At 44.4% G+C, this 23,350-nt stretch carries 31 protein-coding genes and 1 pseudogene; 12 read left to right on the forward strand and 20 right to left on the reverse strand.

All coding sequences use genetic code 11. The annotated features are described in order from the left end of the window. Nucleotides 1–137: 137 nt before the first annotated feature. A complete protein-coding gene (locus tag ATG71_RS21830) occupies nucleotides 138–1,490 on the forward strand; it encodes a polysaccharide deacetylase family protein (RefSeq protein WP_098441465.1) in 1,353 nt (450 codons plus the stop codon). Nucleotides 1,491–1,517: 27 nt separating this feature from the next. On the opposite strand, the gene ATG71_RS21835 is transcribed toward ATG71_RS21830, so the two are convergent. From ATG71_RS21835 to ATG71_RS21855, 5 genes are all read right to left on the reverse strand, one after another. Further along, the gene (locus tag ATG71_RS21835; RefSeq protein ID WP_483295322.1) at nucleotides 1,518–2,111 is read right to left on the reverse strand and encodes a YdeI/OmpD-associated family protein; all 594 of its coding nucleotides are present in this window, start codon (nucleotides 2,109–2,111) and stop codon (nucleotides 1,518–1,520) included. Nucleotides 2,112–2,129: 18 nt separating this feature from the next. Beyond that, entirely contained in the window at nucleotides 2,130–2,501 is a 372-nt protein-coding gene (locus tag ATG71_RS21840) for an iron chaperone (protein WP_098441467.1), read from the reverse strand. A gap of 17 nt (nucleotides 2,502–2,518) precedes the next feature. Next, complete coding sequence (locus ATG71_RS21845; RefSeq protein ID WP_098441468.1) at nucleotides 2,519–3,061, reverse strand: GNAT family N-acetyltransferase; 543 nt, start codon at nucleotides 3,059–3,061, stop codon at nucleotides 2,519–2,521. A gap of 104 nt (nucleotides 3,062–3,165) precedes the next feature. Beyond that, entirely contained in the window at nucleotides 3,166–3,288 is a 123-nt protein-coding gene (locus ATG71_RS24125) for a Fe3+ hydroxamate ABC transporter substrate-binding protein (RefSeq protein ID WP_098441469.1), read from the reverse strand. Between the two features lie 208 nt (nucleotides 3,289–3,496). Continuing rightward, nucleotides 3,497–4,975: a SulP family inorganic anion transporter gene (locus tag ATG71_RS21855; RefSeq protein WP_098441470.1), complete on the reverse strand. Its 1,479-nt coding sequence runs from the start codon at nucleotides 4,973–4,975 to the stop codon at nucleotides 3,497–3,499. Between the two features lie 277 nt (nucleotides 4,976–5,252). Between ATG71_RS21855 and ATG71_RS21860 the strand changes: the two genes are divergently transcribed. The 4 genes from ATG71_RS21860 (at nucleotide 5,253) to ATG71_RS21870 (ending at nucleotide 7,591) form a co-directional block, all read left to right on the forward strand. Further along, nucleotides 5,253–5,669 carry a universal stress protein gene (locus ATG71_RS21860; RefSeq protein WP_098441471.1) on the forward strand — a complete coding sequence of 139 codons (417 nt, stop codon included), beginning with the start codon at nucleotides 5,253–5,255 and terminating at the stop codon, nucleotides 5,667–5,669. 484 nt (nucleotides 5,670–6,153) lie between these two features. Then, nucleotides 6,154–6,477, forward strand: coding sequence for an ArsR/SmtB family transcription factor (locus tag ATG71_RS21865; RefSeq protein WP_098441472.1), 324 nt, complete (start codon nucleotides 6,154–6,156; stop codon nucleotides 6,475–6,477). A 70-nt stretch (nucleotides 6,478–6,547) separates the two neighbouring features. Beyond that, a complete protein-coding gene (locus tag ATG71_RS23525) occupies nucleotides 6,548–6,703 on the forward strand; it encodes a hypothetical protein (protein ID WP_179886607.1) in 156 nt (51 codons plus the stop codon). 21 nt (nucleotides 6,704–6,724) lie between these two features. Next, nucleotides 6,725–7,591 (forward strand): permease, encoded by an 867-nt coding sequence (locus ATG71_RS21870; protein ID WP_098441473.1) that lies wholly within the window; start codon nucleotides 6,725–6,727, stop codon nucleotides 7,589–7,591. 46 nt (nucleotides 7,592–7,637) lie between these two features. On the opposite strand, the gene arsC is transcribed toward ATG71_RS21870, so the two are convergent. From arsC to ATG71_RS21885, 3 genes are read right to left on the reverse strand one after another with little or no spacing between them, the layout of a single operon-like run. Next, nucleotides 7,638–8,057 carry an arsenate reductase (thioredoxin) gene (gene arsC, locus ATG71_RS21875; RefSeq protein WP_098441474.1) on the reverse strand — a complete coding sequence of 140 codons (420 nt, stop codon included), beginning with the start codon at nucleotides 8,055–8,057 and terminating at the stop codon, nucleotides 7,638–7,640. A gap of 24 nt (nucleotides 8,058–8,081) precedes the next feature. Next, a complete protein-coding gene (locus ATG71_RS21880; RefSeq protein WP_098441475.1) occupies nucleotides 8,082–9,371 on the reverse strand; it encodes an arsenic transporter in 1,290 nt (429 codons plus the stop codon). Nucleotides 9,372–9,390: 19 nt separating this feature from the next. Further along, a complete protein-coding gene (locus ATG71_RS21885) occupies nucleotides 9,391–9,726 on the reverse strand; it encodes an ArsR/SmtB family transcription factor (RefSeq protein WP_098441476.1) in 336 nt (111 codons plus the stop codon). A gap of 100 nt (nucleotides 9,727–9,826) precedes the next feature. Between ATG71_RS21885 and ATG71_RS21890 the strand changes: the two genes are divergently transcribed. Further along, nucleotides 9,827–10,327 (forward strand): GNAT family N-acetyltransferase, encoded by a 501-nt coding sequence (locus tag ATG71_RS21890; RefSeq protein WP_098441477.1) that lies wholly within the window; start codon nucleotides 9,827–9,829, stop codon nucleotides 10,325–10,327. 76 nt (nucleotides 10,328–10,403) lie between these two features. On the opposite strand, the gene ATG71_RS21895 is transcribed toward ATG71_RS21890, so the two are convergent. The 10 genes and pseudogenes from ATG71_RS21895 to ATG71_RS21935 form a co-directional block, all read right to left on the reverse strand. Continuing rightward, nucleotides 10,404–10,877, reverse strand: coding sequence for a DinB family protein (locus tag ATG71_RS21895; RefSeq protein WP_098441478.1), 474 nt, complete (start codon nucleotides 10,875–10,877; stop codon nucleotides 10,404–10,406). A 33-nt stretch (nucleotides 10,878–10,910) separates the two neighbouring features. Beyond that, a complete protein-coding gene (locus ATG71_RS21900; RefSeq protein ID WP_098441479.1) occupies nucleotides 10,911–11,375 on the reverse strand; it encodes an NUDIX hydrolase in 465 nt (154 codons plus the stop codon). Beyond that, nucleotides 11,372–11,614, reverse strand: a pseudogene (locus tag ATG71_RS23530) (histidine phosphatase family protein); the annotation flags it as partial. The gene ATG71_RS21900 and the pseudogene ATG71_RS23530, both read right to left, overlap by 4 nt. Beyond that, entirely contained in the window at nucleotides 11,584–12,027 is a 444-nt protein-coding gene (locus ATG71_RS24130) for a YhfM domain-containing protein (protein WP_098441481.1), read from the reverse strand. The pseudogene ATG71_RS23530 and the gene ATG71_RS24130, both read right to left, overlap by 31 nt. A gap of 12 nt (nucleotides 12,028–12,039) precedes the next feature. After that, complete coding sequence (locus ATG71_RS21915; RefSeq protein ID WP_098441482.1) at nucleotides 12,040–12,510, reverse strand: GyrI-like domain-containing protein; 471 nt, start codon at nucleotides 12,508–12,510, stop codon at nucleotides 12,040–12,042. 3 nt (nucleotides 12,511–12,513) lie between these two features. Next, the gene (locus ATG71_RS21920; RefSeq protein WP_098441483.1) at nucleotides 12,514–13,305 is read right to left on the reverse strand and encodes a phosphotransferase; all 792 of its coding nucleotides are present in this window, start codon (nucleotides 13,303–13,305) and stop codon (nucleotides 12,514–12,516) included. A gap of 322 nt (nucleotides 13,306–13,627) precedes the next feature. After that, complete coding sequence (locus ATG71_RS21925) at nucleotides 13,628–13,903, reverse strand: YesK family protein (RefSeq protein ID WP_098441484.1); 276 nt, start codon at nucleotides 13,901–13,903, stop codon at nucleotides 13,628–13,630. Between the two features lie 11 nt (nucleotides 13,904–13,914). After that, nucleotides 13,915–14,082 carry a hypothetical protein gene (locus ATG71_RS23540; protein ID WP_179886608.1) on the reverse strand — a complete coding sequence of 56 codons (168 nt, stop codon included), beginning with the start codon at nucleotides 14,080–14,082 and terminating at the stop codon, nucleotides 13,915–13,917. Then, nucleotides 14,083–14,349: a SunI/YnzG family protein gene (locus ATG71_RS21930; protein ID WP_483295350.1), complete on the reverse strand. Its 267-nt coding sequence runs from the start codon at nucleotides 14,347–14,349 to the stop codon at nucleotides 14,083–14,085. Between the two features lie 58 nt (nucleotides 14,350–14,407). Next, nucleotides 14,408–14,827, reverse strand: a complete 420-nt coding sequence (locus ATG71_RS21935) for an HIT family protein (RefSeq protein ID WP_098441486.1) — start codon at nucleotides 14,825–14,827, stop codon at nucleotides 14,408–14,410. A gap of 267 nt (nucleotides 14,828–15,094) precedes the next feature. Between ATG71_RS21935 and ATG71_RS21940 the strand changes: the two genes are divergently transcribed. The 3 genes from ATG71_RS21940 to ATG71_RS21950 are packed head-to-tail and all read left to right on the forward strand — an operon-like array spanning nucleotide 15,095 to nucleotide 18,881. Next, nucleotides 15,095–17,194, forward strand: a complete 2,100-nt coding sequence (locus ATG71_RS21940; protein WP_098441487.1) for a BglG family transcription antiterminator — start codon at nucleotides 15,095–15,097, stop codon at nucleotides 17,192–17,194. Nucleotides 17,195–17,213: 19 nt separating this feature from the next. Continuing rightward, complete coding sequence (locus ATG71_RS21945) at nucleotides 17,214–17,480, forward strand: PTS sugar transporter subunit IIB (RefSeq protein ID WP_098441488.1); 267 nt, start codon at nucleotides 17,214–17,216, stop codon at nucleotides 17,478–17,480. A 30-nt stretch (nucleotides 17,481–17,510) separates the two neighbouring features. Beyond that, on the forward strand, nucleotides 17,511–18,881 hold the full coding sequence (locus ATG71_RS21950) for a PTS ascorbate transporter subunit IIC (protein ID WP_098441489.1): 1,371 nt from the start codon (nucleotides 17,511–17,513) through the stop codon (nucleotides 18,879–18,881). A gap of 95 nt (nucleotides 18,882–18,976) precedes the next feature. Here the strand turns inward: ATG71_RS21950 and ATG71_RS21955 are convergent, their stop codons facing one another. Both ATG71_RS21955 and ATG71_RS21960 read right to left on the reverse strand, forming a co-directional pair. After that, nucleotides 18,977–19,975, reverse strand: coding sequence for an ABC transporter permease (locus ATG71_RS21955; protein ID WP_098441490.1), 999 nt, complete (start codon nucleotides 19,973–19,975; stop codon nucleotides 18,977–18,979). Next, nucleotides 19,968–20,894, reverse strand: a complete 927-nt coding sequence (locus tag ATG71_RS21960; protein ID WP_483295323.1) for an ABC transporter ATP-binding protein — start codon at nucleotides 20,892–20,894, stop codon at nucleotides 19,968–19,970. The genes ATG71_RS21955 and ATG71_RS21960 overlap by 8 nt, the downstream gene beginning before the upstream one ends. Nucleotides 20,895–21,000: 106 nt before the next feature. Between ATG71_RS21960 and ATG71_RS21965 the strand changes: the two genes are divergently transcribed. The 3 genes from ATG71_RS21965 (at nucleotide 21,001) to ATG71_RS21975 (ending at nucleotide 23,332) form a co-directional block, all read left to right on the forward strand. Next, on the forward strand, nucleotides 21,001–21,771 hold the full coding sequence (locus ATG71_RS21965) for an SGNH/GDSL hydrolase family protein (protein WP_098441491.1): 771 nt from the start codon (nucleotides 21,001–21,003) through the stop codon (nucleotides 21,769–21,771). A gap of 423 nt (nucleotides 21,772–22,194) precedes the next feature. Then, complete coding sequence (locus tag ATG71_RS21970; protein ID WP_098441492.1) at nucleotides 22,195–22,692, forward strand: RNA polymerase sigma factor; 498 nt, start codon at nucleotides 22,195–22,197, stop codon at nucleotides 22,690–22,692. Further along, complete coding sequence (locus ATG71_RS21975) at nucleotides 22,682–23,332, forward strand: zf-HC2 domain-containing protein (RefSeq protein WP_098441493.1); 651 nt, start codon at nucleotides 22,682–22,684, stop codon at nucleotides 23,330–23,332. Before ATG71_RS21970 ends, ATG71_RS21975 begins: the two co-directional genes overlap by 11 nt. The last annotated feature ends 18 nt before the right edge of the window (nucleotides 23,333–23,350 follow it).

The following is a 23,350-nucleotide window of genomic DNA, read 5'->3' on the forward strand; positions in this document are numbered from 1 at the left end:
TAAGTTTCATAAAAGGCACTCTTTTCCATTTATTCTAAAAAATAAAAGATAAGCATTGAATTGCACCCATTAATTTGAAATAATTGGAATTGTTAATTTTAATACAATGACCTTTTTACCAGAAAAGAGGATGACATATGTTAAAAAAGATACCATTCAGGCGGATACGCTGGCCTGGGTGGGTTGTGCTGATCGTAATAGGATTTTCTTTCGTTTATGGGATGGCCCAGCTCGTCGATGCGATCCGGTTCGACCCTGAATCGAAAGGATCATCTCCACTGGGCATTGACTTCAAGACGGAATTGACGGACACAGATACATACACGATGTCCATCAAAGTTCCGGTTATGGAGGATTCACACATCAATAAGCCTCTCAAAGACTGGATCAAGAAAGAAAAGGAAGACTTCTTAAAAAGGGTCCAGGAGAACAAGAAAGAGCTTGGAGAAGGGTACCGGGCCCACCTCATCATCGAGGCCGACAGCAGGAAAGTGACACATGATACATATACCATCATGTTTCACTCGTATCAGCTCGTCCATGATGTACGAGGAAAAGAGCAGGTGAAAACCTTTACCCTCGATGTGTCAGAAAAGAAGTTCGTGGAGCTGCCTGATATCATGACGACGAATGATGAAATGATCCAAACGATCCGGACCCGTCTTCAAGGACTGCCCAATGCGAAGATGCAGGAAGCGTTAAAAGATCCCGCATCGTGGAATTGGACATTAAACGGAAAGGCGCTCACCTTGTATTTCAATGATATCGAGGAAGCCGGTCCAACTCGTGTGGAAGTCCCTATCCATGCCATTCTTCCCTATCTTGATGATAAGACAGCCGACAGCCTGGAAGTGGCAGAGGCGTCGATCGGAGTGGGGGAGAAATATGTGGCCCTCACCTTTGATGACGGCCCCGACCCTCGCGTGACCCCACGGATTTTAAGCGTACTGAAAGAACATGACGTCCAGGCTACCTTTTTCATGTTAGGCAGTCAGGCAGAGAAATACCCTTCCGTTGCGAAGAGCGTGGCAGAAGCCGGACATGAAATCGGCAATCATACGGATCATCATAAAGATTTAACGAAAATCGGAAGAGAACAGATGGCTCAGGAAGTCTTGACTTCCCGTGAGAAAATCATGGATGCAACGAAGGAAATCCCCGTCATGCTGCGCCCCCCTTATGGTGCGATCAATCAAGACGTAGAAACGGTCGCCAATGATAATGGGACTTCACTCGTCCTCTGGTCCGTCGATTCCCTTGATTGGAAGAACAAAAATGCAGCTGCCATCAATTCTGTCGTGCAGAAGGAAATCGCTCCAGGTGCCATCATCCTCCTCCATGATGTTCACTCCACCACAGCCGATGCGTTACCGACCCTGCTTACGACTCTTGAAAAAGAGGGATATCGTTTCCTCACCGTTTCTCAACTTCAGTCGAAGCTTGCAGCGGAAACCGCGAGCCCCTTTTACGGGAATATGAAAAAGGGATGAAGCTTTTATATGCTTCATCCCTTTCCTTTATTCATCATTCATTCCCTTACCGTCCAAGATGTGCTGTACATATTTTTCAACCCGCGACTCCCGGGTTTTCGATTGTTTCGCTTTTGAAATAAAAAGGATATACGCGCGCTGACGTCCAGGCGTCAAGGCTTCAAAGGCCGTTTTCAGCTCCGGCATGTCATTGAATTTCCGTTGAAGTTCATCTGGCACGGAATATTCTTCCGTCTTTTTCAGTTCCACTGTGAGACCTGCTTTTTCTACTTCAATGGCTTCCTGAATATAAGCTTTCAGAATCTCTTTCATTTCGATGATTTCCTGAGAATTGGTGAACCGGATCTGACGGGCTGCCTGCACATTTTCTGTCTGTTGGATCAGAATCCCTTGAGGATCCTTGAAGAGCGCCCCTTTGTGAAACAGGAGGGCACAATAATCTTTGAATCCATGCATCAACACAATGTTTTTTCCCTCTAATGTGTAGCAAGGATGCATCCATTTGATTTCTTCCTCCAGCTCCTCAAAGGAAAGGAGGATACTTCTCAGCCTTTCATATTCTTCCTTCCACTGCTTCGCTTTTTTAATGAATCCATCCACCTTGCGATTAGGCTTGATCACATGCACCACTCCTCTCTTCTATTTCCGCCAAAAGCCTGTAAATTCGGCTTTTTCCTGAATATTATACCTGATCATATCCTCAAGCAGTCTGTAATCGACAGGATCTTTCCACGGGATGCGAAATAAACCTTTCGTCGCACTGTAGCCGACTTCTTTAATGCGGTCGGCGAAATGTACCATCGTGACTTCTTCTGGCGCTACACTCACATGGTGCTTCGCAGTCGAGATCCCGATGATAAAGGTACCATGATCCGTAAACATCGGTGTATTCCACTTGATGGCTGGTTCCAGTTGTGGGAATGTTTCCTGCACCCAAGTCAGGATTTCCTCCATCCGCGTACGATGCTCGGGATGATCGATCCCGGCTAAATAAGTTGAAAAGACGTCCATTTCATTTTCCTCCTTCACTACTCCCTTTTGCTTCGTAAAACCGTGATAAACCCGTCCAAAATATCATGAGAAACCGAAAACCCTTTTCGCTTGTAGAATGCCAGGGCCTCCTGGTTTCCATTCGAAGTAAAGACAAAATAGTCCTCAACATTCTCGTACCTTCTCAACCACTCCATCGACATGGTGAAAAGTTTCGATCCGATGCCGTATTGCCGATACCCCTCTTTAATATAAAATTGCGATAAGCAGCCGACGTTTTCTTTTTTCACAGATGAAAGGTCGAAAAACGTGGCAAAATCATTTGAATATGCTTCCTTTGGTGATATGTTGGTATACACATAGGCAATAATTTCGTCATTTTTTTCAGGATCTTTCACAATCACAAGATAATTATGTATAGCACTTTTAATTGATGGCAGCATCCGTGTGTCAAAATTCATCGTGTCAAACCGTTCCGGTGCAATGGACGCTTTCGACTTCTGAAAGTCCATCAGTTCATTGCAAAGATCCCGGCAGCATTCGGCCTTTTCTTCAGGAATTACTTCGTATTGCAGATTCATCTATATCATTCCCTTGTTATAAGCTTGCGTAATCTCTTATGTAGGTATTTCTCTGTTTGTTATCGAATTTCCTTTATGTTTAAAAAGTTCATTAAATCACGGCTTCAAGCTTTATAACATCCCTCACATATGAACCTTCCCTCATTGTTTAAGTAGGCTTTAATCTCCGTCATCCCTTTCTTTTCAGGATACCTCATCTTGACGTAGACCACATCATTTCCTCGTATTTCTTTCCCTCATGTTGAACACTTTGGTTTGTTTCCGAACATCTTTCTACCTCCTTATCAATTAACTGTGCAGTTCGAGTAGTTTGTAACGACTTTTTAAGCAATACCATACCAATTATTTCAAAACCCGACAAACTACTCAAGAACTGATTAAGCTAACGGCACACTAAAAAAGCTCTTTGTCCTCCACAGACAAAGAGCTTTCCTATTAATGTCCGACGGCTTTATCAAGTCCGCCAGGCTGATTGTGAACAGCCAGCCTGTTCACAAGTTTATTGCTTTCTTCATTCAATCCGATCAAGGTGACCTTCACACCGTTCTGGTGATATTTGATGACCACTTTATCGATGGCCCCTACAGCTGAGTCATCCCAAAGATGCGCATCTGTAAGATCCAATGTCACTTCTTTCACCTGTTCCGTGAAATCAAATGATTCAACGAACTCCGTTACGGAAGCAAAGAATAATTGACCCGAAACCCGATATACCTTTTTATGCGGTTGATCGGTGGATAGCGCCGTAATCTTCACTTTCGAAATCTTGGAGGCAAAGAATATGGCACTTAAGATGATTCCAACCAGAACCCCTTTTGATAGATCATGTGTCACGAGCACCGTAATGACCGTCGCCAACATCACGACGGTATCTGATAAGGGCGTCTTATGAATATTCTTAATGGATGACCAATCGAAAGTCCCGATGGAAACCATGAACATCACACCGACAAGCGCAGCCATTGGAATAGTGACAAGGAAGTCGTTCAATAACAGGATCAGGATCATCAAGAATACACCTGCTACCAATGTAGACAAACGTCCTCTTCCGCCTGATTTCACGTTAATGACCGATTGACCGATCATGGCACACCCTGCCATCCCGCCAAAGAAAGCAGAAACGATATTCGCAACCCCTTGTCCCTTTGCTTCCTGGTTCTTATCACTTGTTGTATCCGTCATATCATCCACAATGGAGGCGGTCAATAAGGATTCAACTAATCCGACAATCGCAATGGAAAGCGAATAAGGAAAAATGATCTGCAAGGTTTCAAAGGTAAACGGAATATCCGGGATCAAGAAGATCGGTAAAGACTGAGTCAGCTGCCCCATGTCACCCACGGTCCGCACATCACTATTCATCAAAACAGCAATCACTGTGATGGCAATGATGGCAACCAAAGGAGATGGAACTGCTTTGGTGAAGCGCGGGAGAATATAAATAATCGCCAACGCACCGGCAACCATCGCATACATCACCCATGACTCCCCTACAAAGTGTGGCAGTTGCGCCGTAAAGATCAGGATAGCCAATGCATTCACAAATCCGATCATGACGGAACGGGGAACAAACTTCATTAATCGTCCTAACTTACATACACCCATAATAATCTGAATGACACCCGTCAGAATGGTGGCGGCCAGTAAATACTGCAGCCCGTGATCGGCCACAAGGTTTACCATCACCAAGGCTGTCGCACCGGTCGCAGCGGATATCATACCGGGGCGCCCACCTACAAAAGCAATGACCACGGCAATACAGAAGGAAGCGTACAATCCGACCATCGGATCGACACCGGCAATGATCGAGAACGCAATCGCCTCGGGAATCAAAGCCATGGCTACAACCGTTCCTGCCAGGACATCCCCACGAATGTTTCCAAACCATTGAGATTTAATTGTTGATAAATTCATTATGCACCTCTTTTTTTAAAATTTTGTTGTTGACTTTCAACTCTCATGAAAGTCGGGTCCGTTAAACACAAGGGCCATTATATAACGAATTCTACCTGTTGTGAACCCTCCAATTAAACGCTCACAACCCTAATTTTCTTTTATTTACTTATAAATCCGTTAAATTACGACAGAATTCAACTTCCAGTAAATTTACATAAATGAATGTAAAGGATAATAGATGGTGATAGTCGAATACCTTACATATCTCGAAACAACATAGAAAGGAGATTCAATCATGTTCAATAAAATTTTATTAGCAACAGATGGGTCCGACCATTCTATTAGAGCAACTGAAAAAGCCATCGCCCTTGCCTCCTGCCAAAAAAACGGCAGCATTGAAGTGGTGTACGTCATTGACGAAAAACACTCAAAAGACGAAGTCCTGCAGCATTGGGGAACCGACGCTGCTGATCATAGAAAGAAGAAGCTTATACTCATAGAACAGAAAATCAAACATGCGAAGATTAACTATACAACGCATTATTTACACGGGGAACCGGGTCCCACCATCGTCAAGCATGCGAATGAGTACCAATTCGACGCAGTGGTGATTGGGAGTAGGGGATTGAACACTCTTCAGGAAATGGTCTTGGGAAGCGTGAGTCATAAAGTAGCCAAACGAGTGAAATGCCCTGTGATGATTGTAAAATGACAGAACCCCTTGGGCTCACTAGCCGAAGGGGATCCGTTGATTGCAAAGCTCAACACATTTCTTCTATAATATCCGTAGGAAGACTAGCAGCTTGAACTTTCTTCGTTTTCTTCAGAGGAACAACATTGTTCTTGATCTACCTCTTTTATCTCTATCTGGCAACACTCTTGAGAATCAGTTTTCTTATCCCCTAGGAAAATCTTAATGAAATTCATTTCATCCATCCCCTTCCATTCTTTTAATCAAATAAATTTGATTAATACAGTACATCAACTTTATTTGATTTATACTCATAGTATATGTTCCCCTTTTCAGAATAGCAACAATTAAATCAAAAAAATTTGATTTAAGGAACCAACACCCAGTTCGCAGCATAGAATATCACCAATACATCAAATATATTTGATTTAAGACTTGACACATGAAAATAATGGATATAAGATGATTACATCAAGAAAAATTGATGAGAAACGAGGGCTGAGTGATGACAAACGACATTCCATTACAAGACGTATCGGGCACAAATATTTTTGAAACCTACGAACAGAAGTTCAAAGCCATTGCCGATCAGAAAAGGCTTCAGATCATGAACATTTTGACGATGAAAGGCGAAATGTGTGTATGTGACCTGGCCCCAATTATGGATATGAAGCAGTCTAAATTATCGTACCATTTGAAGATACTCTTAGACGCGAACATTGTGAAGAAAGAAACAAAGGGAACTTGGAGCTATTACAGCTTGAACCAAGAAGAGATCAACCACCTGCTTTCAGCAGAATTATGTTGCCTGTTCAGGCCATCCTGTTAAATTTTTAAAGATTATATCAATTTTTTTTGATTAATAAATCAACTTATTTTGATTAATGGAGGAGATACACATGTTTAACTTCTATAAAGAAGAAATGATCTTAAAGGAAAAAAGAAGCGACATGCAGGAAAGGGTCGCCACTCAACACGCTAAACCGGCATCATCCATCTTCACTAAGAAAATCGAAGACCAACTATGCTGCAGCCCTTGCTGCCCGGCAGTTTAATCAGGAAAGGGGACGATCAATATGTGGGGAGAAACAGTTAAAAGCTTTCTGGAAATTGCACTGGAATTAACGGTTTTGTTTGTGGTCATTTCATTTGCCATCAGTTTATTACAAGGATTCATCCCTTATGAAAAAATCGAGAAAATGATCTCCGGGAAGAACAAGGCCTGGGGTGCTGCCGCTGCGATCCTATTTGCGTTTATCACTCCATTTTGCTCATGTTCGACGATACCGGTCGTGGTGAATATGTTGAAAAAGAAATTGCCTTTTGGGATTGTCATGATTTTCTTATTTGCTTCACCTGTTTTAGATCCCACGATCCTGACCATCATGGGGGTTGTCCTCGGCTGGAAAGTAGCTCTCATTTATACCGTGGTGACGACCATCTTCTCTATCAGCATCGCCTTCCTACTCGAGGCATTCGGATTTGAAAAGTATATCAAGAACATCATGATGAGCGGGTTCAATGAAGAAGAGAAGAAGTTTTCCATGAAGGGAGCCTGGAAGGAAACGATTGACTTGATGAGAAGTGTGTATCCCTATCTGATCATCGGTGCTGCCATCGGTGCCGTCATACATGGACTCGTTCCGACGGAGTGGATTGCCGGTTTCTTCGGGAGGGAGCATTGGTGGCTCATAGCGATCGCCGCTGTCGTCGGGGTACCCTTGTACATTCGACTTTCAAGTATGATCCCCATTTCACAGATCCTGATCATGAAAGGAATGGCACTCGGGCCTGTCATGGCGATGATGATCAGTTCAGCGGGGGCCAGTCTTCCTGAAGTGATCCTCCTTAAATCCATTTTCAAAAAACAGCTGGTCATGATCTTTGTTCTATCGGTGATTACCATGTCTACCGTATCCGGGTTCATCTTCTATTTTGTTTGATGGATTGAAAAAAGCAGCTGCTTGACTGCAGCTGCCTCTGTCTTCTTTATTCCCCGGTTTCCGCAAAACGATGGATTCTTTCCCCAACTTCATCACGCACGCGTTGGAAGAAGGCCCATTTCTCTTCTTCTGTTCCTTCTGCCTTCGCTGGGTCATCGAATCCCCAATGTACACGTTTCACATGAGGCGGTGTCACAGGGCATTTATCCGCTGCATCTCCGCATAGTGTCACGACTAAGTCTGCGTTATTCAAGATTCCAAGATCGATGATATCGGACGTTTGATCCGTGATATCGATATCGACTTCTTTCATTGCTTTCACCGCATTAGGATTTAAACCGTGCGCTTCGATTCCTGCGCTGTATACGTCCCACTCGTCACCTAAGTGCTTTTTCGCCCAGCCTTCAGCCATTTGGCTACGGCATGAATTCCCTGTACATAGGAAGTAGATGGTTTTCTTTGACATGCTGAATCTCTCCTTTATTGTTTGTTAGATGATTAATAACCATAGATAGAGCCCGACCAGTGTGATGAAAAGGGTTGGGATGGTCAGGATGATGCCTGTTTTAAAGTACGTCCCCCAGGAGATTTTCACTCCTTTTAACGAAAGGACGTGGAGCCATAATAATGTGGCCAATGACCCGATCGGGGTGATCTTCGGTCCTAGATCGGAACCGATGACGTTGGCATAAATCAATGCTTCACGGGTGACACCCGTTGTATCCGTGCCGGCAATCGCCAGGGCATCGATCATCACCGTCGGCATATTATTCATGATGGACGAAAGGATCGCCGCGATGAATCCCATTCCGACCGTGGCGGCAAATAATCCTTGATCCGCCGTCATCTGGATGACATCCGAGAGTACATTGGTCAGTCCTACGTTACGGAGACCGTATACGACCACGTACATCCCAATGGAGAAGAACACGATGGCCCACGGAGCGCCTTTGATGACGGTCTTTGTATTGACGGCTGCACTTCTTCTGGCCATGGATAAGAAGAAGATGGCTACGATCCCTGCAATGATGGAAACCGGCACGCCAATGAATTCACTGGCGAAATAGCCGATAAGGAGAATTGAGAGCACCACCCAGGAAAGACGGAACATCTTGATATCCTGTATGGCATCCACCGGTTTTTTAAGCTGAGAAACATCATAATTTTTCGGGATGCTCTTTCGGAAAAAGAGATAAAGGACCAGTATACTTGCCCCTAATGAAAACAGGTTGGGAACGATCATACGGGAAGCAAACTCCACAAATCCGATTCCGAAGAAGTCAGCGGACACGATGTTCACCAGGTTACTTACCACTAAAGGAAGAGATGTCGTATCCGCGATGAATCCGCTGGCTATGATGAACGGGAACACAAGCTTCTCACTGAAATTCAGATTCCGTACCATCGCAAGGACGATCGGTGTCAGAATCAGTGCCGCTCCATCGTTGGCGAAAAGAGCCGCCACCACTGCTCCTAAGAGGGACACGTAGACGAACATCCTTACGCCGTTTCCTTTTGCCGCCCTTGCCATATGCAAGGCAGCCCATTCAAAGAATCCGATCTCATCAAGGATGAGAGAAATAATAATAATCGCAATAAATGCTAATGTCGCATTCCAGACAATGCCGGTCACATCGACCACGTCGCCAAAATCGACAACCCCCACAATCAGCGCCAAGATGGCTCCGCCAATGGCTGACCAGCCGATGGAAAGCCCTTTCGGTTGCCAAATGACGAACACAAGGGTGATGAGAAAAATCACAGATGCTAGTATAGTCATAATTCCTTTTTACCTCCTATTAATCACAAGAAATGCGTAAGCCCTGCTCCTCCAACTCCTTCAATTTGAAGTCCTGGTTCGGCAAGTGGTCAAGGAGGCTTTGGATCATCGGAAAGTATTCACTGTCGCGGTTAAGTGAATAAATAATCCATTGACCACGGCGTTTCTCCCTCACGATCCCCACATCCTTTAATTTCCGGACGTGTTGACTGATAGCCGGCTGACTTGCTTTGAAGATTTCCACAAACTCACACACACAGCAGTCATTCGTATCCAGTATTTTTACCATGGTTAACCGGGTTTTATCCCCTAATAACTTAAGAATGGTTGCTGATTTGTCTAATTCAACCGTCAATTCGCCACCTCCATATATTAATGTATGCTTATATAATAGTTCACTTATATATAGATTACAAGACGTTTCTGTATTATTCTAAGTAAAAAGGGGTGTTGAAATGATAAAGGGATATATAGATAAGATGAGAAAAGATGACTGGAGTCAAGTCGCCGAAATTTATCGGGAGGGAATCGCAACGGGGAACGCGACCTTTCAAAAAGACATCCCTTCCTGGGAAGAGTGGGATGACAATCATATACAAGCAGGGCGGATCGTTGTCCGTTCAGGGGATTCCATCATAGGATGGGCTGCCATGAGTCCTGTCTCAAGCCGATGTGTATACAGAGGTGTAGCCGAAGTTAGCGTGTACGTCTCGGCACGGCACGCTGGGCAGGGAATCGGAAGCCAACTCCTCAGCGCCTTAATAGAAGCAAGTGAACAAGGAGGATATTGGACCCTTCAAGCGGGGATTTTCCCTGAAAATGTAGCTAGCATCAAACTTCATGAGAAACAGGGCTTTCGCATCCTCGGTCACCGTGAAAAGATCGGGAAGATGGATGGAGTATGGCGGGATACCGTTTTGTTAGAGAGAAGGAGTAAAACCGCGGGAGTAGAATGAAAATTCATGGGTCTTAATAGTACCGGCAAGCCTGAATGCCAATCTGATCGATGGACATCAGCTTGCCGATTACATCTTAAGGCTCGATAAGATCCGTATCAGGAGGAATATACCCCAGCTGCCTTCCTATTTTCACGATTTGTCCTTTATGGTGGAATTCGTGTGTGACGGTATGGGTATACAGCCATAATGCAGAGATCTCGGCACTATCATCTTCCCCGAAGGATATGTGCTTGGTGTGATCCCACTTCCCTTTGAACTCCTCTAGAAATTCATGAAGAAGGTCATCTGTCTTCCTGAAAATATCACGCATTTCCTCTACTGTGTTTGCGGAATCCGAAGTGATTTTAGGAAGGGACCGACCTAGAGCACGGCTTCCCAGCCATACACGATAACAATCCGCTACGTGAACATGCAGATTGCGGATGGAGTCTCCTCCAAACGATTCAAGTTCTTTTACATAATCTGCTTGGGACATCGTTTCACAATAACGAAATAATAATTCTCTCGTACGGCGGACCCAGTCATATTGCTTTTCAAAAACATCCATTTCTTGCACTCTCCTTTTATGGTTCCTTAATTCTCAACATCTTACCTGCAAATAATCCGGAGCTTCTTTCTTTACGAAATGCTTCTCAATGAACGATAGTACTTCCTCATTTCCAGGTAAAGATACAATGCCCTTTGCGTCTTTAAAGGACAACCATTTATAATCACTATGCTCTTCGTTTAACACCACCTCCTGATCATCAGGTACGAATCCCACAAACACAGGCGCGATGTATATGTAATTCCCTTCAACGGAATAGATCCGATCGAATGTGTTGGCAGAATATAAGGAAAGGTTTGTGATGCCTGTCTCTTCTTCCACCTCTCTGTATGCAGCTTCCCAGGCTTTCTCGCCTGCCTCGATGCCTCCGCCGATATAGCACCATTCATTTTTCAAAACAGATTCGGCTCTTTTCACGAGTAATACTTTGTGTTGATCATCCACTTTTTTTAGTAATACGACGGCGATTCCTTTACATCTGATTGGTACTTCGTTCATGTCATCCCCCTCTTCGCTTCAGTCCACAACCGCTGAACCCCTACTAGTTCGAGACCATTAAATTCCATCCGATAAATATCCGGTTTTGATGTACCATGCAGGAAACTCAAATCAAAGCGGCTGTCATAATGGCCCATCATCAGCGTCATGATGGCTCCGTGTGTACCAACTACAATTCTCTTTCCTTCATATGCATGTAAGAGTGTATTCAATACCGCAACGGCCCTACTTTGACAGTCGGTAAACTCTCCCCTGTCAAAATTTCAAACAAACGGGCTGATTCAGCCTTTGGTAACTGCGCATACTCTTGAGGCCCCTGCATCACTTCGAGCGCATCCTTCTTCGGACTAATCCATATCTGGTGCAGCATGGGCTTAGCATCGATATTCGGATTTTTATATTTGTAAATAAATCGATAGTCAGGAGGACGGATGAAGTCTACTTGTGCTACCTTCCAATGGGTATCATGAAGGATTGCCCTTACCTCTTCCACCTGTTTTGTATCGGTGATCGTGTTAAACTCTTCATACTCATCTTCATCTCCGACCTGTTTCTCGACGACGATGTTTTGCTTTTCGTCAAAAATTTCCAAGTCGTTCCCCTGACAGCCGACCAATAAAATGGCAAGTAATATGACGGCCAATCTTTTCATCAACAGTCCCCCTCAACCCAAAAGAATAGCATCGTATAACTCCACCCGAACATCAGAAGGGTCCCCAGGCTGGTTTTCTTTTTGATAGATTTCGAGATTCCAGCTCTTGGTGGAACGGGTATACCCGTTTTCATTGATCCACTGGTGCAGCTGCTCGTAGCTCTGCCGGAGGTCATGATTCGGTCCTTGGTGAAAAATCGTGCCATAGGTTTGGGGCGGGATGGTCAAGGTGGTCATGTCTGTTGGAATGTCTCCATAGTCACTTACCTGCAACCCGATCCAGTAGCCGTCTTCTTCCGGGGACGATTCTACAACGATAAAGGCGCCGATCTGCTGATCAGGGTGCAGGGCATGATGGATTTCACCTGCTCTTTCTTTCAACTGCTTTGCCGCTTTCGGTATTTCCACCACGTACTCGTCACCGGGGCAAACGACCCTGAACCCTACTAATTTCACTTCTCCAACGCTTTTCAATTCTGCCATGAGTTACGCCTCCTCTATCCAATCATTAAGATTTTCCCGAACAAAAGCGATATCCTTCTGATAATGTTCCACATGCCCTTCTTCTATCATCTTTTGAAAAGCAGGATCGCCTTCCCGTGCTTTCCGGTGGATGGTTTGACATATTGCTTCCAATCGACGGATGACCATTTGAAGATCTTCCATTCCGACATCAATCCCGTACGATTCAAAGAACCGTTTCACTCTCTCTTTGATCCTCTCAGCATCCCGTTCCCGCTCGTAGTGCATAGCCTCACCCGTTTCCGAATAACGGACACGGCTCAAGGGTACACAGGTGTACAGGGTATAGGCGATGTCCCATCGTCTTGGACCGGGACCCGCCACATCGAAATCAATGATTCCTACCGGTTGCTGTTTGTTAAAAATAATATTGTATATGGCAAAGTCATTGTGGCATAACACTTCATATGATTCTGGCGTGAGATCGATCGGCTCCCAGCCGACGGCGATGGGGAAATCACTCACAGCGTCATGATAGTGCCTGAGCATTTTCGCAATACCGCTAAGCACCTCATCTGACCACATGTATTCCTTTAACGGATAATTCCCCGCTTCCCCATCAATGAAGGATAAGATTTCCCTGCCTTTCTCATCAATTCCGAGAAACGCCGGTGAGTGCTGGAATCCTTTCTTTTCGAGATGGTTCAGAAGCTTGTGAATCCTAGCACTCTCAGGCTTCAGTTGCCGACGGACTGTATTTCCGGAACGGTAAACGGTCGAGACATTCCCGCCGGTTAGTTTTTCTTCGTGTGACATAAGCTACCCCCATAAAACCAGTTTGATCCTACAATCCCAATTATTTCAAAACTCAGACCATTTCACAATCCCCTATTCACTACAATGAAAAAAACCTCTTGTTTGCACAAGAGGTAAGCTTTTCTTCGGCAAGAGGAGAGTCACGGTCGTTCCCCAGCCTACTTTACTTTTTATGGACATTCATTCATGAGCTAATAGAGTGCCTACCGTACTGAAACCGGGACTTCCCCTGATCAATTCGGACTCATTTCTTCCTGTCTTTCAAAAACGATACAGCAATGGCCGCGATGACATCACCGATCGCCGTCAGTAGTGCAATCATCTATTCCACCCCTGCCTTTTTCTTAACGAACGGGCTGATAGCCGTTCCGATCGAAAGACCAAGAAATGCAGCAATGGCATAGAAACCGATCCCCATCCCATCCCAGCCGCCTACCATGAATATACTGTAAAGAATGGTTCCGAGACAGACAAAGCCCAATAATGCAGACAAACTCAATACGATATAATTACGGATATACCTGGCCATCACCACAATCAGGCAAGCTGATATGATAAAAAGCACGATGATAGGCAGCCATCCCTCTAACATCAACATGTTGCCACCCCCTATTCAATTCCTCTACTAAACCACCAAAAGAAAAAGAGTATCACAGCCACAATAAACCCCAGTAGGGCAACGACATGTTTTCTTTCCGTTTTTTTCTTACCGGAATGAGCAGCGGCAATTCCACCGACCAATGGCAAGGAAATGGCGACCCACATCCAGAAACTCATTTAACTAACTTCCATGAATGAGAGAATCTTGTCTTTGAATCCACCATTGCTTGTATAGAGTATATACGTTTCAGCACTTGTCTTGATGACGACTCGATCTGTGTGCCCGTATGGGAATCCGATTCGGATGGCCTTCTTATCTTCACCACCATATGTATCATCCATCGTTACGTCCTTGATTTCTGAAAGAGGGATATCTATTTGGCTTAACTGCCATTTGATTCGCAAGTTCTCATTGTTCCTCGATACCTTTACTTCCAAACTGATCACTCCTGTCTATATCAATATCTACGGGATAAGAATACAGAAAGTTTCAAATTTCTTCCTATTTTGAACTCGAAGTCTCTTTCTTCCTTTTGTTTTCAGGTTTCTTTAACCAGTAACGAACCCCTTTTCCAGCCAGCGGTTCGTCATTGTATCTTGGAATAACGTGAAGGTGGGCATGGAAAATAAACTGATTGGACACCTCTCCGACATTCCATCCAAGGGTATAGCCGTCTGGTGAATACGTTTCATCTAAATATGTCTTTGCCTTTTGTAATAATTCGTATGTATCGTTCCACTCTTTCTCCGTTAACTCGAATGCATTTGCGTGATGACTTTTCGGGACGATCACGCCGGAGCCTTCGAGTACATCCTGGTGCTTGTTATGCTGCAAGAAATAGCAGGATTCGTTTTCAAATACGATATTTTGGTCTTGGTCCTTTTCCGGATGGCAGAATGGACAGGTTTCTTGATTGGTCATGTGTTTTCTCCTTCTATATGTGAGTTTGCGAGAGTCCCATCTCTTCTTCCAATTATTTCAAACCTCCCTCCCTTTGACAATCCCAAATCCCAGTAGTGTCACTCACTTCACTCAACTGTTCATTTTTGCAAAAACACCCCATACAAACTCTACACAGTGAAACCCCTTTCATAGCTGGTTAAATGGCTTTATACTAGACTCATAAGATGATCATCTACTAAAACAAGAATATAAATATGCAAAATTAATTACTAGAGGAGGATCCTCATGGTATTGGATAAAAGACGTGCACACTTATTATCCATCATTCAACATTCGCCTGACCCGATCCCGACGAAGGAGCTTGTCGCCAGGATGAACCTGTCTCAGCGGACCATTTATTACGATCTTGATCAGATCAACAGCTGGCTGAAGACGGAAGGGTTGGAACCGATTGAAAGTCAGCATGGGAAGGGGTTGTACTTGCCCCCTGATTCGAAATCGAAGTTGATGGTTTCGAAGGATCAGAGTTTTGAAGATTGGCAGTATCAGTTATCAAAAGAAGAGCGCGAAGTCCTCATTAAAGCATCCATCCTGTTGGAAGAACAAGATGCGTCGATGCAGCGGTTCATGGATCTGACGAGCATGAGCCGGGGGACGATCGCGAAGGTGATTAAAGACATCAAGAAGGAATTTCACGAAGCAGGTTTGCATTTGTACTATAAAAAAGGATCGGGTTACCGGCTGAGTGGTCCCGAGGAGGCAAAGCGGACGATGCTTTCCACGATTCTCGCCACCATCTTTTCCCACCACGATTGGCAGAATGTCCGGAATGAGGTTCACAGGATGATCCAGCCGGAAGCCGATACGTGGTCACAGGAAACGGAGCAAAGGCGCCTGGTGAGGGAAATTCTATATGAAGCGGAAAAGGAATTGGGATTGACGCTGACGGATGAAATGGTTGAGATTCTGTCCCTGCAGATCCTGATGATCATGAAGCGGATCGAATGGCACAAGTACATTTCGGTCCCGGAAGAAGAGAAAGAAGTCCTGAAGCAGACAGAAGCCTACAGGGCAGCCCTTCATATCACCAATAAGCTTGACGTCACTTTCCCGGATGATGAGGTTTGTTTCATTACGATGAACCTGCTCGGATCCAAGGTCCAGCAGGATAACTTCAACCGCTATACGGAACAGGAATTATCCGGGCTGAAGGAAGTCGTTCAACGGATGATCCATGATTTCCAGCTTTACTCCTGTGTTGTATTCGACGATAAAAAGGGACTCGAGGAAAATCTAATTTCCCATATTAAGCCGACGTTTTACCGGCTCAAGTACGGGCTCTCGATCGCGAACGATCTGTCTGACAGCATTCAAACGACGTACCCGGATATCTTTCACCTGACGAAGCGGGTCATGAAGCACCTGGAACTGTATGTCGGAAAGTCTGTACCGGATGAAGAAGCGGCTTATATCACCCTGCATTTCGGTGGGTGGTTGACGAAAGAGCAGAAGAAGGTCGAGACGAAGTTCAAGGCACTCATCGTGTGTGAAAATGGGATCGGGACTTCGAACATGCTCAGGACACAGCTCGAGAATCTGATTGCCGGGCTCAGTGTCATCACGACACTCTCCATGAGGGACTATCGAACGAACGAGTACGAAGCGGACATTATTTTTTCCACCAATTATATAAAAGAAAAAGACATTCCCGTCATCCACGTGCCCGCCATACTCACGAACTCGGAAAAGGAACGGGTCATGCAGCGGATGAACGAGCTTTTCGACTCGAAGCCGACCGAAAAGAACCGGACCGACCTTCTGATGGATGTGATCAAGCGTCATGCCACCATCCATGAAGAGGACGCATTAAAAAGAGAACTGGTCCAACTTTTAGAACAAACTACTCCCACGATAAAGGAGCTCAGAAAGCCTATGCTTAATGAATTACTGACAGAACAGACGATCCAGCTGAAAGAACGTGTCTCAAGTTGGGAGGAAGCCATCAAGGTGGCGAGTGAGCCCCTTGTCGAACAGCAATCGATTCGACCGGATTATGTGGAAGCAATGATCACGAACGTAAAGGAATTGGGTCCTTACATCGTCATCGCACCGAATATCGCGATCCCCCACGCACGTCCTGAAACAGGCGTCGAACAGCTGGGGATGAGCTTCCTGCGACTCGAGGAACCGGTTTATTTTTCCGAAAAAGAAAAGCACCGCGCCCAGCTTATCATCGTGCTTGCAGCAATCGATAATCAAACGCACTTAAAGGCACTGGCACAGCTTACAGAACTATTATCAAATGAAGGCAATGTAGAAAAGTTGATCGCAGCAAGTGATCAAAAAACCGTCATCGAATTAATCAACCAAACAGTAGAAGTATAAATTTGAGGAGGAAATGAAAATGAAAAAAGTATTAGTGGTATGTGGAAACGGATTAGGAAGCAGCATGATCGTAGAAATGAACGTAAAGGCAGCACTGAAGGATATGGGAAAAGAAGCAGACGTATCCCACACGGATCTGACAACAGCAAAAACGGAACAAGCAGACCTTTTCCTGGGCTCTGAAGATATCGTCGAAAGCCTGGAAGACGGCCGCAAGAATGTTGTGAAGTTAAGAAACCTGATGGATAAGAACGAACTTCGCGCAGCATTGGAACAAAATATCTAGTCCACTTTTAAAAAGGAAGGAGCGATACAAATGATTGATATCATAATGAAGGATATACTCGGTACACCTGCAATCCTTGTCGGTCTATTCGCCTTAATCGGGCTCCTTATTCAACGGAAGAATTCAGGGGATGTCGTGTCTGGAACCCTCAAAACGGTCATGGGCTTCGTCATCCTCGGGGCGGGTGCGAATGTACTCGTCCAGTCCCTTGAGCAATTCAGCAGCATGTTCAATCATGCGTTCGAAGTCGACGGGGTCATCCCGAACAACGAAGCGATCGTGGCTCTTGCACAGGAAAGCTTCGGTACGGAAACCGCGATGATCATGCTGTTCGGTATGGTGGTCAATATTCTGATTGCACGATTCAGTCCTTTTAAATACATCTTTTTAACCGGACATCATACCATGTTCATGGCCTGCATGATCGCGGTCATCCTGACCACCGGAGGATTCACGGGAGTACCGTTGATCGTTCTCGGTTCGATCATCCTTGGGGCATTGATGGTCCTGTCACCTGCCATGCTTCAGCCATTCACCCGGAAAGTCACGGGTTCCGATGACTTTGCCGTCGGTCACTTCGGTTCCATCGGGTATTTGGTGTCAGCGATGGTCGGGAAAGCAGTTGGAAAAGGAAGCAAATCGACAGAAGAAATCAAGGTGCCAAAATCACTTGGATTCCTGCGCGATACATCCGTTTCCGTTTCCCTGACGATGGTCATCCTGTTCTTCGTCGTAGCAGGCGCAGCAGGCCCCTCTTTCGTCGAAGGAGAATTAAGCGGCGGACAGAACTTCCTGGTCTTCGCCTTTATGCAGGGGATTACGTTTGCCGTCGGAGTGTACATCATCTTAGCAGGGGTGCGGATGCTCCTTGGTGAAATCGTTCCTGCCTTCAAAGGGATCGCGGACAAAATTGTCCCGAATGCCAAACCGGCCCTTGATTGCCCGGCCATCTTCCCATTCGCTGGGAACGCCGTCATCATCGGATTTCTATTCAGCTTCATCGCCGGACTAGTGAGCATGCTTTTCCTTCCACTCCTGGGATTGAAGGTCATCGTTCCGGGACTTGTCCCTCACTTCTTCACGGGGGCAGCAGCCGGAGTATTCGGTAATGCCACGGGCGGACGCCGCGGTGCCGTCATCGGCTCCATGGCGAACGGGGTCATGATCAGCTTCCTGCCGGCCCTGCTATTACCGGTATTAAGCTCACTCGGATTCCAGGGAACCACGTTTGGAGATGCAGACTTCGGTTTAGTCGGTATCGTGCTTGGTAACCTTGTGAAATTGATCGAATCCAATATGATGGTATTTGTATCCATCATTGTTCTTCTGGCCATCCTGTTCTTTATCAGCTTTAAGAGTAAAGGGACTGGTGAGAAGAAGGAAGAAACGGAAGTAGCGTAAGATGAAAGTAGCCACCCTCTGTGTATGTGGAGGGTGGCTACTTTTTTGTTTCATCTTCTATTGCGATGCAGATGGGGACAGGCTACATGATGCAGTTAATACATATCCTTCTGAGTAAAATTCCAAAACGCTATGGCAAGGCAAGCGACGGTCCATACTGCAAGTACTGTCAATGAAAACGGCAGTGACATCCCTTCGATTGGAGGAGCTTGACCTTCTAAGTAATTGATCAGATCAAAATTCAAGTTCACCAAATACTTTGAGCTCGTCCAGCTTGAACCGACAGAAGATAAGAGGGTGCCTGCAATCAACACAGCCATCATCGCCCCGATACCAGTTGCTGTATTTTTTACAAGCACTGAAATCATCAGGCTTATGGTAGCAACAGTCGCTGTAACGACCCATGCAAGACCCGCTGACATCAGCAAGTATTCCCACATCGGCAGGGTGTGGATATATGCTGTCGAAAATTCACCTGATGGAGAAACTTGAAAGCCCGTCAGAATAGGTGCCGTCCATCCATCATATCCGAGGACAATCCCTGAAATCCCATAGCAGACAACTACAGTAGCTGCCATCAGCATCGACGTATACAGCAAAACCGTCAGCCATTTGGCCATCAGGATCTTCCATCGTTTGACCGGTCGGGATAATAATGTCTTGATGGTCCCATCATTGTATTCCCCACTCACAACATCAGCCATAATGATAATGATGAGTAAAGGCAGGACCAGAGTGAGTCCCTGTGAGAAAAAAATGCGGATGAATGTAGGTGCTCCAGGGTAGTTCGGGTTGATGGCGTTGTCCAAGTAGTATTGCTTTTGCTTCAAATCCAATTCAAGGAATTGTCTGGCCTCATCCTGGATCCCACTGGATGCCAGCCGGTTTTGCCGATCGACGATCTCCTGCTGCAGATCCACTCGCCAGTCCAGCGTACCCTGCTTTTCAATCTTCTCTTGTATCTCCCGGTATTGTGCATATGTAAACATAGAGACTAGAACGATTAATATAGCGACAACAACCATAAAGCGTTTTTTGGAAGCCATTTTCATGACTTCATTCTGAATCAGGCCAATCATATTTGGATTAGACAATATGATCGCCCCCTGTCAAACCTATAAATAAGTCCTCCAATGTCTGGACCTTCCTTTCAATTGTCCATACCTCAATTCCCGCCTGTAGTAAAGATTCATTCAGGATCGACGTTTTGCTTTCATCCATAAGAGTATGGATCGTATGATCATCGTACAGTTCTGCGGATTGGACATGTGGCGATGCTTTAAAGATATCAAGTGCACGAAAAGCATCATTGACTCTCCAGTCCACACCTGATGACAATGCATCCACTAAATCACTTACCTTGCCTATCTTCACGATTTTCCCGCGGCTCATAATCGCCACTCGATTGGCAAGCATTTCGATTTCACTTAATATATGACTGGAGACAAGAACGGAAAGACCCGTTTCGTCGACCAGCTTCCTGATAAATGTACGAAGATCCTTGATTCCCATTGGATCCAATCCATTCGTAGGTTCATCCAATATAAGCACATCGGGCCTGCCTAACAATGCTTGTGCAATCCCGAGCCTCTGACGCATGCCCAGTGAATAGGTCTGTACCTGGTCATCAATTCGTGCCGTCAGATCAACCAGATCAATGACCTCCTGTATTCGGTCACTGTCCACCCCAGGCAGCATCCGTGAGAATAGTTGAAGGTTTTCCCGACCGCTTAAATACTTATATAACTCTGGATTTTCTACGATCGAACCTAGACGCTGCATCGCCTGTACAAATTGCTTCCTCACATCAAATTCACAGATTTTGATGACTCCCGACGTCGGTTTGATCAGACCGACGAGCATCCGGATCGTAGTTGTTTTCCCAGCACCATTGGGACCAAGGAACCCAAATACTTCTCCTGGATAGATGTCAAATGATAGATTATCAATAATCGTCTTTTTCCCAATTACTTTCGTTACATTTTTCAATTGAACGGTTGGCTTTATGCTCATATCATCACCCTACATCCATTCTAACCAACTATTTTCTCAATTGCTCTTATAAATACTCAGCCGTAGTAAAAGTTGGTACAATCATAATAGAAGGAGAGATTAAGAGATGAAAAAATGGATGTGGCAACTATTTATCACCCTTTCCCTTGCACTGACCGTTCTATTTGGATATGGATTTGCAAGAGCCTATTCGGATATCGCCAACCCTCCCCAAGAGAAGATAGCAGCAGAATCAGACGAAGCTCCCGCTACTCCTGGAGAAACGTATATTGCACTTGGCGACTCATTGACAAGAGGGGTAGGATCTTCAAAAGGAGAAGGTTTTGTCCCGCTGGTTGGAGATTCACTTAAAGAAACCAACACGGTGGAGCGGTACCAAAACTTAGGAATACGGGGTGCCAGGATTGAAGATTTACTGGCCCAGCTAGAACAAAAGGATGTCAAGCGGTCTCTTAAGGACGCCAAAATCATTTCCATCACGATTGGGGGAAACAATCTCTTTAATTCTGGTGAGATTTTAAACAATTATTCAGAAGCTACCGCCCTTGCCATTCTGAAAACCGAAACTCCTAACCTGGAAAAAACGTTTGAAACCATTCGTGATATAAATAAGGACGCCGTCATCCTCTATATGGGACTGTATAATCCCTTTAAAGAATTACCAGACGGGGATTCCTTTGACTCTGTCATTCAAAAATGGAATGAATCCGCCCGAACATTTGGCTTAACATACGACGTTCAAGTGGTGGATACCTTCAATTTGGTAACCGATGCCAAACGCGATCTTTCAAGTGACAACTTCCATCCAAATGATGCTACTTATCAGGAAATAGCTGAAAGCCTATCACTGGTTATTGAAAAAAACGTTATAGAATGATTGCAGAAAAGGTGAATTCGTAGTCCGCTTTAAGGAGAGATTTAGAGTTACCTTTTTTTTTTCATTAAAGCCATGGGGACAGGTTCCGTGGCTTTTTTTTGCCAAGGAACTGTCCCCATTAGGATTCGAATAATGCAGAATCAGCCATCCGCGTTTGTTGCGGTTGGCTGTTTTTTCGTTACGAGCTTAGGGGGTTGCTCGGAGTTGTATTCCGTAAAAACCATTTTCTAAATGACGATTTTGGTGTAATCTAGTTCATGTGCCTTTTTTGTAAAATTCTTACTTATTTTGCCTTGCATCTATTGTTGAGGTCTGTAAGCAGTCAAAGCAAATAAAAAAAGAAAATAAACTGTAACGAATGAACATTTTTTTGGAGAAATAGATGATTAGACTTTTAAAAACAGATCGGAAAGGAGGTTACATGTGGATAAAGAGAGTGTTTATCAAGAATACGCAGACTTTATTTTCAGATATTTAGTAACCCTGACACACGATCCTCAATCTGCCGAAGAGTTGACTCAAGAGACATTTTATCAGGCCATTAAGTCCATCAATCATTTTCATGATAACGGAAAAGCTAAATTTTCAACGTGGCTGTGTTCAATCGCTAAAAATGTTTGGCTACAAGAATTAAATCGTGAAAGAAAGAAGCACCGGTTAGTGGAATCACTAGGCAATGAACCTGCTCCCATTAACAGTTTGGAAGAACAATATATTCAAAATGAAGACAAAATCCTCTTTTTCAAACAGGCTCAACAACTTAGCGAGAAAAAACGTGAACTTCTCTATCTCAGGTTATTAGGAGATTTATCTTTCAAAGAGATTGGCTCGATTTTGGGAGAAACAGAAAACTGGGCCAGAGTCACATTTTACCGTGCCAAACAACAAATAAGAAAGGGTGATAAAAAGTATGAATCATAATGTTTTTAAAGATTTAGTTCCGAGCTATATTGAACATTTAACAAGTGAAGAGACCAATAGTCAGATGGAAGTACATATGGAGCAGTGTAAAAACTGTCGAGAATACTTACAGGACATGCAAGAAGAATGGTTGTCGGAAAATGTACATGAACAGGCAAAAGAGGATAAAAATATTGACTATTTAAAAAAGGTGCGATCTAACAACAGAAAGAAAATACTCACGATTGTCACTTCTCTGCTATCCCTTTTTCTCATTTTGATCCTTGGCTATTACCTACTCTTCATCAGAATGTGGATAGCAGATACAAAAGATGTTGAAACAACCATTCAAAATCAAGGAAACACAGTTACTCTGTCATTTAAATCGAAACAAGACAACCATCATCTGTTAATTAGAAAAGAACAGCTGAATCAAGAGTATACTGACTGGATGATTGTTTATGAGAAACGGGAAGATCTATCCACAAAGGAAAACCTGAAGGATGAGATTAACATCACCTATACTTTCCTGGATGAAAACACGTTACTACTGGATAATGGCAAAGAGAAAAAACTGACAGACGATGACAAAATATCCATCCAATATAAAAACAGCACGAAAGACATCTCATTAAAAGATTTATACCATCATGAAAATTAAAGACAATAACATGCATAA

The sequence above is a fragment of the Bacillus sp. es.034 genome, assembly GCF_002563655.1.
Classification (GTDB): domain Bacteria; phylum Bacillota; class Bacilli; order Bacillales; family Bacillaceae_B; genus Rossellomorea.